This is a genomic window from Streptomyces antnestii, from assembly GCF_004005495.1.
Classification (GTDB): domain Bacteria; phylum Actinomycetota; class Actinomycetes; order Streptomycetales; family Streptomycetaceae; genus Streptomyces; species Streptomyces antnestii.
The window spans coordinates 1-15,306 of record NZ_RZYA01000032.1 but is presented as its reverse complement, the minus strand read 5'-3'; the positions used below and the strand labels follow the sequence as shown (position 1 = coordinate 15,306).

The following is a 15,306-nucleotide window of genomic DNA, read 5'->3' as shown; positions in this document are numbered from 1 at the left end:
TCACTGCTTGACCGGGGTGCCGCCGTTCATGGCGAAGTGGGCGGAGCACTGCTCGTCGGATCGGTCACTCGCGTTCCAGACACAGATCCACATCGTGTGGCCGACGTCCGAGATGAAGTTTGTCTTCGCGGCGCCCCAGGAGGCATGGAACCTGTACGCGATGCCGTCGCTGCGGTGGAGCTCGGCGGTGCAGCTCTGGTTCAGGGAGGTGTTGAGCACGCCGGCGAGTTCGGCGGAGCCGTTGTCGTCCAGCCACGCGGAGCAGGCGGCGTCGTTGCCGACCCAGGAGGTGTCCGCCTCGGAGCCCTTGACCTGCGCCGGGTCGTCCTTGCCGTTGATCCCAGGGATCGACGACGAGGTGACGCGCGTGGCGGCTGCCGAGGACGCGGCGGTCGCGACGGGGCCGGAGGGCGAACGCGCGCTGGAGGCGCGCGGCGGGACGGTTGTGTGCGTGCCGGCGGCCGGGACTCTCCGGGTCGGGCGCCCGGACTCCTTGGTGGGCGAGCCCGAACGGCTCGGGCTCGAGGACGATTTCCGTGGCGCCCCGGACGTGAACCGGGCGCCGGGCGACGCACTGTCGGACGTATGCGCAGCGCTGTTGTGACGAGCAGTGGACGGGACGAGTACGAACCCTGCGACGGCGCCGAGGGCGATCACCGCGGCGGTCAGAAGCAGGCGTTTGCGCTGGTGGCGAGGTACCGCGGCGGACGGGGTCACGGCCTCCGGCGTCGGAACCGCACCCGGGACCGGCGTCGGAACCGCACCCGGGACCGGCGTCGGATCCGCACCCGGGACCGGCGTCGGATCCGCATCCAGGTCCGGTGTCGGATCCGCATCCAGGTCCGGCGGTGGGACGGTCTCCAGTTTGCTGACCGGCGTCGCCTCGAAGGCACGCCGCGAGGCGATGCGTGACATGACCTCGGAAGGCCAGGAGGGAGGAGGAACAGGAAGGTGTGCGCGGGCCGCCTCCGCCACCTCGCCGGCGGTGGGGCGGGCTCCGGGGCCGGTCGCGAGGCAGGACCCGATGACGTCGGCGAGGCCGGCGTCCACGGCGCGCAGCGGCTCGGCGTCGGGGACGACACCGGGCGTGCGGCCCGAAGCCGCATAGAGCACGAGCGCCCCGAGCGAGTAGACGTCCGCGGGCGCGTCGACGTCCTCGTCCCCGGCCTGCTGTTCCGGCGCCGAGAATCCCTGCGAACCGTAGCTGCCACCGCTCTTGGTGAGCCTCGCCTGGTCCGCGGCGCGTGCGATGCCGAAGTCGATCAGCTTCACACCGTCCCGGACCAGCATGACGTTGCCGGGTTTGACGTCACGGTGCACGATCCCGAACGCGTGCACGGACGCCAGATGAGTGGCCGCCTCGGCCAGTAGCAGCCACAGTGCCTCGGCGGGCAGCGGGCCGCGCAGCCGGACCGCCTCGTCCACGGTGAGTCCGGGCACGTACTCGGTGGCGAACCAGGGACGTTCCGCGGTGCTGTCGCTCGCCAGTACCCGCGGCCCGACTCCGGCCGGCACACGGTAGAGGATGCCGACCTCCCGTTCGAAGCGTTCGTGGGAGACCAGCCGGGAGCGGACGCGCTTGACGGCGGCGTAGCCCTTGCCGGACGCCCCGAGGTAGACCTCACCCATGCCGCCGACGCCGAGCAGGCCGATGATGGTGAAGCTGCCGATCTCCTGCGGATCGTCCGAACCGAGCGGTTCGGCGACCGCGCTATCCACCATCAGTAGTTCCCCGCCCGCTCGCGCTCAAGGCGGGCAGGTTATCGAGCAAGTCAGGCCAAGACAAAACGAGTTGGACGTGAATACGCCATGCCCGGTATACCCATCTGCGGAAGGACCGGTCCCCGCGGTGTGCTCCTACACTGACGCGATCCGATCCGGAGGTATGTGACATGGCGAACGGAAATTTCCCACCCCAGATGCTGCCACCGGGCAGCCCCTCCGACCGGGTGCCCTCGGCGCCGCCGGGGACGATCTTCGTACTGGGCCCGGAGGGCGGGTACGCCGTGCCACCGCGCCGGTACACGTTACTGTTCGGGCGCGACCGTGAGGACGTACATGTGCCCGTCGGGGTCGACGACCCGACCGTCAGCCGTCGGCACGGGGTGTTCACCTGCACGGCGACGGACGGCGACTGGTGGCTGGTCAACACCGGCAATCTGCCGATAGAGCTTCCCGACGGCGTGCTGATGCTCACCGGCCACAAGCGGCTCGTCGGGCCTGGGTACACCCCGCTGGTGATCAACTCGTCCAAGCGGCGCTCCCACCTGGTGGAGGTCCGCGTCGTGGACGAGGACAGCCGGAACCCCCGGTCCACGACCGGCGCGGACACCGTGGATCCCGAGACGGTCTACGAACTCTCCCCGCAGGAACGGCTGGTGCTCACCGCACTCGCCCGGCGCTATCTGGAGGGCCACGACGCCTTCCCTCTCCCGCTTGCCTGGGAGGACACGGCCCGTCTGGTAAACGCCTCCCTCTACGCGACCAAGTCCTGGACCCACAAGTCGGTGGCGAACACGGTCGAGGACGTGCGCGAGCGGCTGCACCGCCGGGGCGTGCGCGGCCTGCTCCGTGACGAGGTCGGCGAGCCGGTCGGCTCGACCCTCAGCGTCAACCTGATCCGGGAACTGCTGAAGACAGCGACACTGAGCGCCCAGGACCTGGAACTGCTCGCCGACAAGGACTGAGCGGATGTGCAAGGTGCGTACCCCCTCGGCCGGTCACTGGCCGGGGGGCACGCGGCGTTACTCAGCCATCTTCCGCCTGGCGCTCGGCGGCGGCGGCGTTGTACGTGACGTGCATGGTGCCGTGCTCGACCGCGAAAACGGCCGCCTGGCCCTCGGCTGAATTCTGCTGCTGTGGCGGCTGCGGCTGCGGCTGCTCAGGGTGACGCATCGTGTGCGTCACGCGATTGTTGTCTCCTACGACGAAGATGCCGGAGACGTCCCCGGTGTGGATGTCTCCGTGGGTTGATTCCGCGGACATGGCCGGCCTTTCTCGATTGGTCCTGGAGCGGAAGGTCACGCGCCGCAGTCGGTCTGCAGGCTGGACCAGGCCGAGTTCAGGTCCGAAACCTGACTCGTCGTGTCGATCTGCGAACTTCCCTGATCGCCCCCGAACGACTCGTACTGGCTCTTGATGTCCCGAGCGGCGGTCAGCATGTCGGCGAGGTCCGATGACACAGAACTGTCCTGGGCCTGCGCGGTGGCCTCCTGCAACGTGGTCTCGAAGGCTTCCAGATCACTGACGACGGTGCCGGTCTCGGTGAGAAACATGCTGTCGTCGGGAGCAGTGGACGTGGCGCCTGAGTTGTAGGAGGCCACGGCCGTGTTGTACGAATCGATGGCGGAGCTCGCGAGGGCGCTGTCGGTGTTGAACGTCCCGGATTCCGACGACAGGTCTGGGAGCACGCTCGCACACACGGGGTCGGCCGAGGCAGAGGTGTCGTCGATCGGGCCCGGCGTGCCGATCGGGTCGGCCGCGACGGTGGGAGATGGGCTCGGCTGGTCGTTCACGTAGGCCATGGCCCCCACGCCCAGCACCGCCGCGACGCCGATCGTGCAGGCGAGGGCCAGCGCCGACACTCCGCCTTTGGCGCTCGCGGCACCACCGGCGGTGAGCGCCGGGTGGCTCGTGCCCGCGGCCGACGTGGTGGCAGGGTGAGAGTGCACCGCCGAGCCCGAGAGGTCGATCGGCGGTGGTCCCTGTGCGGCTGTCGCGGATGCATGGGCCGCGTGGGTGGCGGCATGCGACGGCACGGAGGCCGAGGACATGTCGATCACCGGCCTCACCACGTGGGCGACAGGCGCGTGAGCCGTTCCGACGGACGTGGCGGCAGGCGCGTGAGCCGCCCCGACAGACGTGGCGGCAGGCGCGTGAGCCGTTCCGACGGACGTGGCGGCAGGCCCATGTACGAGCACCGGCGTCACCGGCGCCTGGGCCGCGCCCTGGATGGCCGCGGGGATCGCCTGCGTACCCGCCGACATCGCGGCAGCGATCTGACTACCAGCCATATGTGCATGCAGGGCGACGAGTTCATGCATCAGCACGCCCGCCCCGATCCCCATGACCGCCGCCTGCGTGATCCGCCCGATCGCCCGCTTACGGGCACGGGCCTCCCGCAGGAAGAACTCCTCCCCCGCCTTGTCCCCCGCACTCTTCGCCGCAGCCCAGCCGACTCCCAGCAGACTGCCCCACGCGTCGAACTGCCGGGACAGCGCCAGCTTCGGCGAGGCGGCACGGGCCAGCGCCGCGCCGAGCCGCGCGTGTCCGCTCCGCTCCGCTCGCAGTACCGCGACATCCAGGGCCTGGAAGTGCGCCGCGACGTCGTCAGGGGTGGTGTCCCGCGCTTCGACCCACGCGGTGAACGCGCGGCAGAGCCGATCTGCGGGAAACTCCGTCTTCCGGGAGTTCAGCACGCACGCGGCGACATCCGGCGGACAGCTGTAGCCGGTCTCCGTGGCGAGCAGCAGTCCGTGTCGCACCAGACCGTCGGCGAGCGCGCCGGTGTCCCGCCGGCCGAGCAGATCGTCGAGATGCCGGGGGGCCAACTCGGCGCCGGACAGCGAACCGAGCAGGTACAGCAGGTCGCGCTCCTGCGGCTGGAGCTTGTTCAGCAGCGCGGGAAGCAGTCCGGGAAGATCGGCGATGCCCGGCAGGCCCTTGCCGGTCGCGGCCGACAAGGCGATGCGCCGCAGCCGGAGCGGGTTGCCGTCCACCGCGTCGCGCAGCGCGGCCACGACCGGTGCCTCGTCGGGCCGCAGCTCGCGGGACAGCAGCGCCGCCACCAGTTCCGCCGCCGCCGGGGCGGTCAGCCCTGCGAGTTGGATCGCGTGCACACCCTCGACCGCGGACCGCTGCCGCGCGGTGAAGACGAACGTGGAGTGCTCGGCCATGTCCACGAGTCGGCGCAGGTCGTTCTCGTCGAGCCCCACGTCGTCCAGGTAGATCCGCAGCCGCAGGGTCTTCAGGTGCTCCTTCAACACCTCTCGTGACGGCTTGTAGTTCGGCGCCTCGAAGCTGATGTCGAAGATCGCTTGCGCGATGTCATCAGCCGTACGACCGCCTGCTTCGATATAGGCCGTGCCTTCGGGCCCGCGTGCCATCGTGCACGCGAGGTGGCGCAGCAGCGCGCTCTTGCCGACCCCGGACTCGCCCCAGACCTGCACCAACTGCCGGGTCCTGACCGCCTCCTGCAGTACGTGCACGTCGCGCGCCCGTCCGATCAGGGGCTCGGCGGTGGCCCTCGGCAGCTGGGAGATCGACGGACGTCTGACCGGATCCGGCAGCGGTCCCCCGTGCACGGTGAGGGTCGAACCGGACTCGGCGGTGATGTTCAGGTTGTTCACGGTGTTGTGGTTGCCGATGACTATCGTTCCGGACACGTCACCGGTCCGGATCCGTCCGGACCGGAACCGTCCGGAATGGTCCGAAGCACCGTTGTTCTCTGCCATCCGCTTCTTCGTCCTCTCCAACGCCCGGGCCACGGCTTTCGGTCAGGCTGGCGCCGCCCCGCCGTGCGAACCTGGCGTTTTTACGTGTTCGACGTGTTCGGTGAGATCCCCGGCGGTCCGTCGGCACCCGTCTCGACGGCGATCCGGGCGAGGTGGTCCAGGTCGAGGATCGTGATCCTCCGGTAGCCGGTCGTGACGGCGCCGGACTCCCGCAGTGCCCGCAGGGCCTTGTGGATCGACGACTCCGCCGCGCCGACCAGGGTGGCCATCTCCGGCTGTGACAGCGGGAGTTGGGCTTGGGGCCGGCCGGGACGCCCGTAGGTGACGGCCAGGTGGTGCAGGATTCTGGCCAGCCGTCCGAGCACGTCACAACCGGTGAAGTCGACGATCCGGCCGGTCGCCGTGCGCAGCTTGGCCACCACGCTCGCGCTGAGTGCGAGTCCTATGGCGGGGTGCTGTTTGGTGCACTCCAGCAGTTCGGAACGCAGTATGTAGCGGGCCAGCACCCTGCCGCAGGCGGTCACGGTGCCGACGCGCGGCTGACCGTCGATCCCGGCGAACTCCCCGACCAGGTCCCCGGCCATCCGCACGGCCAGCAGCGCCTCGCGGCCGTCCTGCGCGCGTGCGGTGACCTTCACCATGCCGCCGAGCAGGAGCAGCGCGAAGTCCGTGGTGTCGGCCTCGCGGATGGTGATCTGGCCGGCCGGGTAGGCCACGCCGTGGCCGAGCCCCATGAGGATGCCGCGGTCGGCGTCGTCGACCCGGCCGAGCAGCCCGGCCGACGGCCAGTAGGCCACGGCCCCGCGAACACGTGTGTTGCTCATCGGCCACACCTCTCTTCCTCGTGCGGCCGAAGCCGCACAAGCCGTATTAGTAGCCGTTCTACCCGGGGACCCCTCCTCTACGGTCTCGTCAATGATCTGGTCGACACCGGACAGTCCGGGCGACAGCAACTCGATCGTCGAATTGGTCGAATTGCCTGCGCCCGTCGTGATCGCGGAGGAACAGTGAATCCGAGGTACGAATACCGAGCCCTGATGGCATGCGACATCGCGGGCTCCGCGGGCCGCGGCGAGCAGCGGCTGCAGGAGATCCGCAGAGTTCTGCGTTCCGCGCTGTTCGACGCCCTGCGCGTGGCGGATCTGGACGCGCGGGACTTCGCTTTCGCCGACACCGGCGACGGCTGCCGGCTCGTCGCCCCGGCCGCACTGCCGAAGGCCGGGCTGCTGTTCCCGCTGCTCCCGGAACTGTGTTCACGGATCCGGGAGCACAATCGGCACGCCGGCGCGGACACCCAACTGCGGGTGCGGGCCGCGGTGCACGCCGGGGAGATCCGGCTCGATCCGGACGGCACCGTCTCCGGCTCCCCCTTCGAGGCGCTGGCCCGGCTGCTCGACTCGGCCCCGCTGCGGCACGCGACCCTGGCCGGTACCGGTGGCACCCCGCTGGCCGCGATCCTTTCGCACCACTTCTACGAGGAAACAGTCGGGCACGGCCACGAGGGGCTCGAAGCCGACGCGTTCACCGCGGCGGACGTCCGGGTCAAGGAGTACGCCGCGCGGGCCTGGCTCTGGTACCCGGGCAGCCCCGTCGGGCCGCAGGTCGGTACCGGCCGGGATTCCGGCCCGGGTGAGCAGCCCGCGCCGCCCGAGCCGCGGACCGTGGAACAGGTCGTCCGGGCCACGGGAAACGGAACGGTCTTCGCCGTGCACCGGGGCGACCAGCACATCCGTCACAACGACCGGGATTGATACGCGCTGATGAACGAGGAACTCACCGAGCTGGCCGCGAGCGGCGCCACCGCTCTGGTCTCCGCCATGGGCACCGACCTCTGGCAGGAGGCGAAGAGGCTGATGGACCGCCTGCTCGCGCAGGTACGCGGCAGCCGACGCAACGAGCTGTCCGTCGCACTGAACCGGCCGTCGACCGCCGCGAGGGGAGCGGTCGACGCCGGCGCAGTGGACTACTGGACCGAAGCCCTGGCCCAGCTGCTCGACCGGGACCCGGATCTCGCCCAGGACGTCATGGCCCTGGCTTCGCTGCGATCCCGAGAAAGGCCGGACATCGTGGTCCAGGTCAATTCCGCCACCACTTCCGGTGAGGTGTTCGCGGTGCAACACGGCACTCAGCACTTCGCTTCCGGGCCGAACTCCCGCGATTCCAGGGAACGGCCGTGAGCCGGCACGACAGTCGGCCGGGCAGACTCATGGACGGGCGGTTCCGGGCGGTGCTGTTCGTGGCCATCGTCATCGGTGCCTTCATCGAGGTCAGCATGCCGCATCGGCGATACGGCCCACTGGTGGACGTGTTCGCCCTCGCGGCCGTGGGTGTCGTCGGCGCGGCGGCCGTACTGGGGTCCGAGTCCGCCGCAACGCCGGCCCGGGAGCAGGGACGGGAGCGGGACTGGGACCGGGACCGGTTCGCACCGGAATCCGGGGCCGGCACAACGGCTCCGATCTGCCGCTACGCCACCGGACCGGCAGTGCCACAACCTCAGCCCCAGCCCCCGAGGCCCCGGCCGTTCCTGCGCGAGCGGCCGACCGATCTGAGCGTGCCCCGCTTCGGCGACGGCGCCCGGGCCCAGGGCTACCCCTGGCTGCTGCCGGAGCGCACCGTACAGAACGGGATCGCCGCCGACGAGGCCACGGTCGGCGCCTTCACCCTCCGCGCGGCCTCCGTCATCGGCCCCGGCCACCGCTGCGGCCGACCCGCCGAACCACGCCAGGACTCCTACCGGATCGGGCGGAGCCCGGACAGCCGGCACGCGATCGTGGCCGTGGCCGACGGCCTGTCCAGTGCGGCCTGGTCCGACGCCGGGGCCACCACGGCCTCCAGCCAGGCCGTCACCTTGTTGCGCGAGCAGATCGCGACCGTGGGCTTCGACGGGCTCGATGTCAAAGAGCTGTACGGGCGGATCGCGGAATCGATCGCCGCGCACGCGGCCGGCCGCGGTGTCGGCACCTCGCACATGGCCACCGTACTGATCACCGCGGTGCTCGCCGAGCCGGACGCGAACGGCGTCGCGAAGGCCTGGATCTCGTGGCTCGGCGACAGCTCCGCCTGGACGCTCGACCCGCACGATGCGCTGTGGCGGTTCTCCGCCGGCGAGGCCAAGGACCGCGCGGCCGCGGTGGTCTCGAACGAGGTCGCCGGGCGACTGCCGGACACACCGCAACTGGCCAGGGACCACTACGTCACGCTGGCTCCCGGCACCGCCCTCGCCCTGGTCACGGACGGGATCGGCGACGCGTGGGCGGACCCGGCGGGCAATATCAACGAGTACTTCGCGAACGCCTGGCGCGCGCCGGTCCCGGCCACCCGGTTCACCGCCGACGTCGGCTTCGACGCGCCGCAGTGCCTCGACGACCGCACCGCGGTCGTGCTGTGGAACGGTGACCGGTCATGACAGAACCCCATGTCATCGGCGGCGCCGACGACAGTGCCGGCACCGGCCCGGCGGCCGATCCGCGGGGCTGGGTGCTGCCACGGACCGTGAGCGTCGGCGATCTCGGACCACTGGCCGAGCCGATCTCCGAACACAACGGCCAGGCCATCGCCGTGAAGCCACTGACGAACCATCCCGGCTGGCTGGCCAAGCTCTACCGGCCGGACCAGCACCCGGAGGACGCCCACCGGCTCGACCTGCTGATCTCGGCTCCGGACACGCTGCCGGAGGCGGATCGTGCGCTCCTGTACGCCGGCACCTGCTGGCCCGCGGCCCGGATCCACCAGCCCGGCAACCCGGCCGTCGGCTGCGTGATCCCGATGGCTCCCGAGCAGTACCGATCCGAGCTGCGGCGCGGCAAATTCAGCGAGCGCCGCTTCGTGGAGATCGACTGGCTGGCGAAGTCCGACGAGTCGATCCGGGGCGTCGGGCTGCCCTCCCCCGGCTCCCCGGGCAGGCTCGCCGCCTGTCGCCAACTGACAGCGCTCGCCGCGATCCTGGAGAACCTGGGCCTGGTCTACTCGGACTGGTCGTTCTCCAACGCCTTCTGGAGCCCGGACCAGCGCTCCGTCTATCTCATCGATGTAGACGGGTGCCAGCCGAAGAAGATGCCCGACATCCACCAGCCGAACTGGGCCGACCCGCTCACACCGCCGGGCACCGACGCGGACGAGTACACCGACCGTTACCGGCTCGGGCTCCTCGTCGCCAAATGCATGACGGGCCGGCGTGACGCGCACACGTTCCACCGTGTCGCCGCGTCCCCCTGGCAGGAACAGCCCGCCGTTTCCGAAGTACTGCTCGACATGCTGCTCGCGACCGACCGCGAACGCCGGCCCTCGGCCGCTCAGCTGAACCAGGCACTGAACAGCGGCCCCTATCTCAGGACCGTTCCTCGTCCGGCACGCACCGAGCTGCCTCCGTTGCCTCCGCAGGCGACGCAGCCGATCCCGCGGCCTTCCACCAGCGGCCACACGCCAGAGAAGAAGCCTCACACGCCCGAGAAGAAGCCCGAGCCGTCACCCGCCAAGCAACCCGAGACCGATGCGGCGGCCGGCTGGATCGTCCTGGTCGTCATCGGCCTGATCCTGCTGATCATCATCGCCTCCAACCACTAGCTCAGAGGTGCACCATGTCACTCTGCCTGCCTACGTACGTGGTGATCGACGCGTCCACGTCGATGAAACCGCACGAGGGAGTGCTCAACGCGACCCTCGCCCGTCTGCACTACAACCTGGCGACGAACCCCCGCGTCTCGGAGTTCGCCCAGGTCTGCGTGGTCGCCTTCTCCACCGATGTGCACGTGGTGATCCCGATGTCGGACATGGAGCAGGTGCCGGCCATGCCCGAGGTGATCTGCGGCGGGCGCACGGAGTACGGCAAGACCTTCGACCGGGTGCGGGAGTGCATCGAACAGGACGTCAGCAACCTGCGGATGCAGGGCCTCGACGTGCTACGGCCGACGATCTTCTTCCTGACCGACGGCGGTCCGACCGACGCGCGCTGGCAAGACGCCTTCCGCCAGCTCGTGGACAGGGACTGGCCGCGCCACCCTCACGTGATCGCCTACGGGTTCGGCGGCGCGAAGCGCGACGTGCTGGAACAGGTGGCGACCAAGGCGCTGTTCATCGCCGACGGTTCGGACACCGAGTCGGCGCTGAGCGCAGCGATCACCGGTCTGCTCAACACCCTGATCGCCTCGTCGAAGACCGGTCAGATGCAGATCGCCACCGACGTCAGGGGCTTCCAGTACGTCGAGGTCGCCCAGGAATACGTCGACTGATGACGGACATCGACCCGCGCTCCACCGCATCCCGGCCCCTGCGCGCCTCCGTCGGACTGACCGTGCTGGCCTCAGCCCTGCTCGTCTGCGGCGCCGCGGTCCAGGTGACGGGCAATCTCCTCGGCTCCTCGGCGAACGGGGCCGGAAGCGGGGGCGAAAGCGGAGACGGAAGGGGCTCGCACCCGTCGACGACGGTGCACCCGAGTCACACCCGCCCCCGCACCCCCCAGGCCCCGTCGCCAGACCGCCCGCCCCCGACCTCACCCACCCACCTGCCCAAACCCGCGACCACGCCATCGCTACCGGCGGTGCGTCCAACGACCGGTAGTGGCCACGGCTACGGCCACGACCGCGTCCAGTAGAACAACCACCCGAAGAAGATTTTCCGTCAGCAATCACGCGGGCCCGTCAGGCATTTGGGAAGCCGAACGGGCCCGCGGCAGCCCAGAGCGGGAGGCGCACATGGGAATACTGCACGCGATCCGGATGCAGAAACTCGTCGCGGACGCCAGGCACGCACACGCGCAAGGCGACGACACCTTCGAAGCGTCCATCGACATCGACCCCCGAGCCATGGCCCGGCTCAGGAACCCCATGAAGAAGATCCGCAAGGAGATCGACCTGGTCGTGCGATCCGTCGAAGCCGTCGGCTGGAAGTGCGTGAGCGTCGGCCAGTTCATGTACTCGATCGACATGGAGTTCGTCCGAGCGGGCTGAATGGCCGTCGGCATCCTCGTGGGGCGCAGAGCACGAACCGGGCCCGGGTCAGGGCCTCCGGCGCAGCTGCTCCCGCTTCAGCAGGTTCTTCATCGTTTACCAAGCTCTCAGGTCTGTCACCGGGCCCGCCGTTTGCATTCACAACCAGAATGGCCGGTTCTCCTGTGTTCGACTGTAGGGTCAATTCGTTTGCATTGGACGGCAATGCACGAAAGAGGGCCTGATGGCCTGACGGGGGAGGCGTTGTGCACTTCGCTTCGGCAAAAGCCTGTCTCTGCGCTGTGGTTGTGGTCGCGGTGACGGGGCTGGCGGCGGGCTGCGGGCATTCCGACGTGTCGTTGGGGAGCCGGCCCAAGGATGAGGATTCGGCCCGGAGTCTGGCCCAAGTGGTGGCGGATCGTGCCCACTGCGACGGCTTCGAGGACTACCGGCTGGACGCCAGAGACAACTGGGTGTTCACGTGCCAGAAGTCCGACCGCATGTTCGGCATCCGCGCGGATGCCGATCCGTCCAACAGGGCCGGCCTGATCGGGAAGCTGCGCACCGAGAAGCAGCCCTACAAGGCCGGGCACGCATTCCTCGTCTACGAGTTCCAGCACGCTCCGGGGCGTCCGGATCCAGCAACGGACCTGAAGAACTTTCCGGGCACGCTGTCCCTTCCGGACTCCTGAATCGCCCCACCTCGAGGCAGACGTTGAGATCGGCCCCTCGCGACCGATCGCGGCTTGTCATGCCCTCGACACTTCGTGCCACATTCTGACCGCTGAAAGGAACAGCAGTGAGATCACGCATGCGTTTAGGCGTTGGCATCATCTCCGCCGCCCTGATGTTCGCCTCCGCCCCGCAGGCCCTGGCCGACAGCGCGGGTGGCACCGGCGACACCGACCAGGCGGCCGCCGCCCGCATCGTCCGTCAGATAAAGCACGTCGCCCCGGACGCGGCGGGCAGCACCCGCATCCCCGTCCAGCAAGCCGCCGAGCAGATCACCGCACAAGGAAGGTCCGTCTCCATCGGGATCCCGGCCGACGACGCGGGCCAGGTCCAGCTCCGCCGCAGCGGTACCGGACCGGACCGCCGGCTCTCCGTCGCTCTGCCCTCGAACGGTGCACCACACCCGGCCACCGTCGCCCGCAACGGCACAGCGACGTACCGGAACACCGCGAAGGCGACCGACCTCGCCGTCGAATCCTTCGACCGCAGCGTCCGCATCACCACGGTTCTGCGCGACAACAGCGCGCCGTCCGAGTTCGCCTACCCCGTCGACGTACCGGCCGGCGGCCGACTGGCACTCGCCAAGGGCGGCGGCATCGTCGTCCTCGACGCCCGCGGCACGCCGCGCGGCGGCTTCAGCGCACCGTGGGCCAAGGACGCCACGGGGCGCAGCGTGCCCACGCACTACAAGGTTCGCGGCGACACCGTCGTCCAGGTGGTCCCGCACGACCGGTCCACCGCCTATCCCGTGGTCGCCGACCCCTGGCTGTGGATCGACCTGATCGACCACGCGGACTGGGAATGGAGCAGCGACTTCAGCGGCTGGACGCTGATGGTCACACCCACCGGCTGGGCGCGCGCGAACGCGGGTGGCTACCTCGTCGGTGCCGCGGGCTGGGACGAGCTGTACGACAAGTACAAGGACCGCGGTCTGAACACGAATCTGGGCAGCATGCGCAACCAGTACATCTGCCACCAGCAGTTCGTCGCGCTCTACTCCCCGAACAAGCCCACCTGGAACCTGGACGAGTGGCGCCCCGACGTCGGCTACTGGGAGACGGTCAACCAGAAGTGCAACCCGGGCGGCGGCCCCGGCGAGTGGTGACCAACTCGTCCGGAGGATGACGTACGCGCCACCCGAGCGTTCTGCCCCGCGGGCCACACCGGCCGCGGGGCAGTCGCACGCCCGCCTGAACGGACGTCAGGCCGCGGCCCCGGTGCGGGTGCGGGTGCGGGTACGCAACATCCGCCACCTGCCGGCCTGGGCGGTGACGCCGGTGCCGGTCTGGTGCGGGTCGTGTACGGCGGCAGCGAGAGCACGGCCCAGATCGACCAGGACCTGGGCCGGGTGCCCGGCGGAGCCAAGCCGAACGACGGCTTCGGTCAGTCGCCGGCCACCGTCGACTACGACCAGGACGGCTACACCGACCTGGTCGTCTCCACCCCGGGCGTCCGTTGGTCGGCGGTAGTCACCGCGGCTGCTGTTCCGCGATGACCGCCCAGTCGTCCGCCCCGCGACCCTCGGCGATGGCCTCGTCGAAGACAGCACGCAGCAGTTGACCGATCGGGAGCGGAATGTCTTGGTCGGTCGCTGCATCGAGCGCGAGGTGGAGGTCCTTGCGGCCCAGGACTGTGGTGAATCCGGCCGGCCGGTAGCGCCGTTCGGCGATCATCGACCCGTAGCCGGTGTACACGGCTCCGGGGAAGAGTGTGGAGGTCAACAGCTCGACCAACTGCCCGGAGTCGACACCGGCGGCTTCCGCGACGCTGACGGCCTCGCCCAGTGACTGGATCGCGCAGGCGATCAGGTAGTTCCCGAGGATCTTCACGATGTTGGCCTGCTCCGGACGGTCGCCGAGTCGCCAGGTCCGCGAGCCGATCACGTCGAAGAACGGCTGCACCTGGTCGAGCAGCGCATTCTCACCGGCCGCAAGGACGTTGAGTGCTCCGGCTTCGGCGACCGGAACACGGCCGAAGACCGGTGCCGCGACATATCCGACACCATGCTCGGCGTGCGCTGCGCCGGCTCGGCGGGCCAGGTCGGCACTCACCGTGGCGAGGTTGACGTGAACAGTCCCGCCAGGGGTCTGGGCCAGGACACCTGAGTCGATGAACGTCTCGGCGACGGCCCGGTCGTCGGACAGGACCGAGAAGACCACTGGCGAGCGCATGGCCTCCGCGACCGAGGCGGCAGGACGGGCGCCCGCTGCGACGAGTTCGTCCGTGGGCCCGTCGGAACGGTTCCACACCACGACGTCGTGGCCCGCCTTCACGAGGTTGCGCGCGATGGGTTTCCCCATGGCTCCCAGACCGATGACCGCGATGCTGCTCACGCCAAGCGCCCCTTCTTGAACCGTCTAAAGCGGTTCAAGGATGCCATCCCTGATCTAGCGTGGGTATCCCCGGCTTCAGGCGAGGAGGGATACGCATCCTCGGATCGAAGGCGCGCAGTGCCGGAGTTCTCTCCGTGTCTTCGGTGAGGTCAGATCTGGTGCTTCTGGTCCTCGATGTACTGGCGGACGATGCTGATCGGTGCGCCGCCGCACGATCCGGCGAAGTAGGACCGGGACCAGAACACGGAGCCCAGCCCGATGCGGTTGATACGGCCGGTGTACTCGGCTCGCAGGTATCGGGAGCTGACACCTTTCAAGCTGTTGATCAGCTTGGACAGGGCGACCTTCGGCGGGTAGTGCACGAGCAGGTGTACGTGATCGCGTTCGCCGTTGAACTCCGTCAGCTCCGTCTCGAAGCTGGCGCACACCTCCCGCATGATCTCCTCGCACCGCTTCAGCATGGCGTCATCGAAGACGTCCTTGCGGTGCTTGGTGACGAACACCAAGTGTGCGTGCAGGTTGTGGGCGACGTGACGGCCAGCTCGAATATCGGGGTTTGGTTCCCAGCGTGGTGACATACACCAAGTGTAGTAAGATCACGCGAACCGATGTGAAGGGGGGTGGGCTGGATGATCCGTGCGTACAAGTTCCTCATGCGGCCCACCGTGGGCCAGGCGGCAGCGCTCGGCGAGATGCTGCGCGATCATTGCTCGCTCTACAACGGTGCGCTGCAGGAGCGCCGCGACGCCTACCGACACGTCTCGAAGACGAGCATCAAGTACGGGCAGCAGTCCGCACAGCTCAAGGACATCCGGGCGTTCGCCCCGGAACGTCAGGGCCGCTGGTCGTTCTCGTCGCAGCAGG

Annotated in this window: 16 protein-coding genes and 1 pseudogene; 11 read left to right on the top strand and 6 right to left on the bottom strand. The window is 69.4% G+C overall.

Features of this window, described 5'->3' with window-relative positions:
* Positions 1-1,722: a serine/threonine protein kinase gene (locus EOT10_RS38710; protein ID WP_127833079.1), complete on the bottom strand. Its 1,722-nt coding sequence runs from the start codon at positions 1,720-1,722 to the stop codon at positions 1-3.
* Between the two features lie 170 nt (positions 1,723-1,892).
* Between EOT10_RS38710 and EOT10_RS38705 the strand changes: the two genes are divergently transcribed.
* Positions 1,893-2,687: an FHA domain-containing protein gene (locus EOT10_RS38705; protein ID WP_223281467.1), complete on the top strand. Its 795-nt coding sequence runs from the start codon at positions 1,893-1,895 to the stop codon at positions 2,685-2,687.
* 61 nt (positions 2,688-2,748) lie between these two features.
* Here EOT10_RS38705 and EOT10_RS38700 read toward each other — a convergent pair whose 3' ends face one another.
* The 3 genes from EOT10_RS38700 to EOT10_RS38690 all read right to left on the bottom strand — a co-directional run bounded on the left by EOT10_RS38700 (position 2,749) and on the right by EOT10_RS38690 (position 6,277).
* The gene (locus EOT10_RS38700; protein ID WP_127833078.1) at positions 2,749-2,985 is read right to left on the bottom strand and encodes a hypothetical protein; all 237 of its coding nucleotides are present in this window, start codon (positions 2,983-2,985) and stop codon (positions 2,749-2,751) included.
* Between the two features lie 35 nt (positions 2,986-3,020).
* Positions 3,021-5,384: a hypothetical protein gene (locus EOT10_RS38695; RefSeq protein WP_127833077.1), complete on the bottom strand. Its 2,364-nt coding sequence runs from the start codon at positions 5,382-5,384 to the stop codon at positions 3,021-3,023.
* A gap of 149 nt (positions 5,385-5,533) precedes the next feature.
* Positions 5,534-6,277 (bottom strand): Crp/Fnr family transcriptional regulator, encoded by a 744-nt coding sequence (locus EOT10_RS38690; protein ID WP_223281466.1) that lies wholly within the window; start codon positions 6,275-6,277, stop codon positions 5,534-5,536.
* A gap of 213 nt (positions 6,278-6,490) precedes the next feature.
* Here EOT10_RS38690 and EOT10_RS38685 point away from each other — a divergent pair, with 213 nt between their 5' ends.
* From EOT10_RS38685 to EOT10_RS38645, 9 genes and pseudogenes are all read left to right on the top strand, one after another.
* On the top strand, positions 6,491-7,204 hold the full coding sequence (locus tag EOT10_RS38685; protein WP_127833075.1) for a hypothetical protein: 714 nt from the start codon (positions 6,491-6,493) through the stop codon (positions 7,202-7,204).
* A gap of 9 nt (positions 7,205-7,213) precedes the next feature.
* Positions 7,214-7,630: a hypothetical protein gene (locus tag EOT10_RS38680; protein WP_127833074.1), complete on the top strand. Its 417-nt coding sequence runs from the start codon at positions 7,214-7,216 to the stop codon at positions 7,628-7,630.
* Complete coding sequence (locus EOT10_RS38675; RefSeq protein WP_127833073.1) at positions 7,627-8,859, top strand: protein phosphatase 2C domain-containing protein; 1,233 nt, start codon at positions 7,627-7,629, stop codon at positions 8,857-8,859. Before EOT10_RS38680 ends, EOT10_RS38675 begins: the two co-directional genes overlap by 4 nt.
* Positions 8,856-10,016, top strand: coding sequence for a hypothetical protein (locus EOT10_RS38670; protein ID WP_127833072.1), 1,161 nt, complete (start codon positions 8,856-8,858; stop codon positions 10,014-10,016). The genes EOT10_RS38675 and EOT10_RS38670 overlap by 4 nt, the downstream gene beginning before the upstream one ends.
* A gap of 14 nt (positions 10,017-10,030) precedes the next feature.
* Positions 10,031-10,681, top strand: coding sequence for a vWA domain-containing protein (locus EOT10_RS38665; protein ID WP_127833071.1), 651 nt, complete (start codon positions 10,031-10,033; stop codon positions 10,679-10,681).
* A gap of 462 nt (positions 10,682-11,143) precedes the next feature.
* Positions 11,144-11,398: a hypothetical protein gene (locus EOT10_RS38660; protein ID WP_127833070.1), complete on the top strand. Its 255-nt coding sequence runs from the start codon at positions 11,144-11,146 to the stop codon at positions 11,396-11,398.
* A gap of 245 nt (positions 11,399-11,643) precedes the next feature.
* On the top strand, positions 11,644-12,069 hold the full coding sequence (locus EOT10_RS38655; protein WP_127833069.1) for a hypothetical protein: 426 nt from the start codon (positions 11,644-11,646) through the stop codon (positions 12,067-12,069).
* Positions 12,070-12,188: 119 nt separating this feature from the next.
* Positions 12,189-13,214, top strand: a complete 1,026-nt coding sequence (locus EOT10_RS38650; protein WP_127833068.1) for a DUF2599 domain-containing protein — start codon at positions 12,189-12,191, stop codon at positions 13,212-13,214.
* Between the two features lie 144 nt (positions 13,215-13,358).
* Positions 13,359-13,556: pseudogene (locus tag EOT10_RS38645) on the top strand (FG-GAP repeat protein); the annotation flags it as partial.
* Between the two features lie 22 nt (positions 13,557-13,578).
* Here EOT10_RS38645 and EOT10_RS38640 read toward each other — a convergent pair.
* Positions 13,579-14,442 carry an NAD(P)-dependent oxidoreductase gene (locus EOT10_RS38640; protein WP_127833066.1) on the bottom strand — a complete coding sequence of 288 codons (864 nt, stop codon included), beginning with the start codon at positions 14,440-14,442 and terminating at the stop codon, positions 13,579-13,581.
* 149 nt (positions 14,443-14,591) lie between these two features.
* The gene (gene tnpA / locus EOT10_RS38635; protein ID WP_127833065.1) at positions 14,592-15,020 is read right to left on the bottom strand and encodes an IS200/IS605 family transposase; all 429 of its coding nucleotides are present in this window, start codon (positions 15,018-15,020) and stop codon (positions 14,592-14,594) included.
* A gap of 51 nt (positions 15,021-15,071) precedes the next feature.
* Between tnpA and EOT10_RS38630 the strand changes: the two genes are divergently transcribed.
* The coding region (locus EOT10_RS38630) for a helix-turn-helix domain-containing protein (RefSeq protein WP_148671505.1) at positions 15,072-15,306 on the top strand (235 nt) is incomplete at its 3' end.

Bases quoted from the DNA above. Each gene is read 5' to 3' on its own strand.
- EOT10_RS38710 (WP_127833079.1), bottom strand. From the start codon at position 1,722: ATGGTGGATAGCGCGGTCGCCGAACCGCTCGGTTCGGACGATCCGCAG.
- EOT10_RS38705 (WP_223281467.1), top strand. From the start codon at position 1,893: ATGGCGAACGGAAATTTCCCACCCCAGATGCTGCCACCGGGCAGCCCC.
- EOT10_RS38700 (WP_127833078.1), bottom strand. From the start codon at position 2,985: ATGTCCGCGGAATCAACCCACGGAGACATCCACACCGGGGACGTCTCC.
- EOT10_RS38690 (WP_223281466.1), bottom strand. From the start codon at position 6,277: ATGAGCAACACACGTGTTCGCGGGGCCGTGGCCTACTGGCCGTCGGCC.
- EOT10_RS38685 (WP_127833075.1), top strand. From the start codon at position 6,491: ATGGCATGCGACATCGCGGGCTCCGCGGGCCGCGGCGAGCAGCGGCTG.
- EOT10_RS38680 (WP_127833074.1), top strand. From the start codon at position 7,214: ATGAACGAGGAACTCACCGAGCTGGCCGCGAGCGGCGCCACCGCTCTG.
- EOT10_RS38670 (WP_127833072.1), top strand. From the start codon at position 8,856: ATGACAGAACCCCATGTCATCGGCGGCGCCGACGACAGTGCCGGCACC.
- EOT10_RS38665 (WP_127833071.1), top strand. From the start codon at position 10,031: ATGTCACTCTGCCTGCCTACGTACGTGGTGATCGACGCGTCCACGTCG.
- EOT10_RS38660 (WP_127833070.1), top strand. From the start codon at position 11,144: ATGGGAATACTGCACGCGATCCGGATGCAGAAACTCGTCGCGGACGCC.
- EOT10_RS38650 (WP_127833068.1), top strand. From the start codon at position 12,189: ATGCGTTTAGGCGTTGGCATCATCTCCGCCGCCCTGATGTTCGCCTCC.
- tnpA (WP_127833065.1), bottom strand. From the start codon at position 15,020: ATGTCACCACGCTGGGAACCAAACCCCGATATTCGAGCTGGCCGTCAC.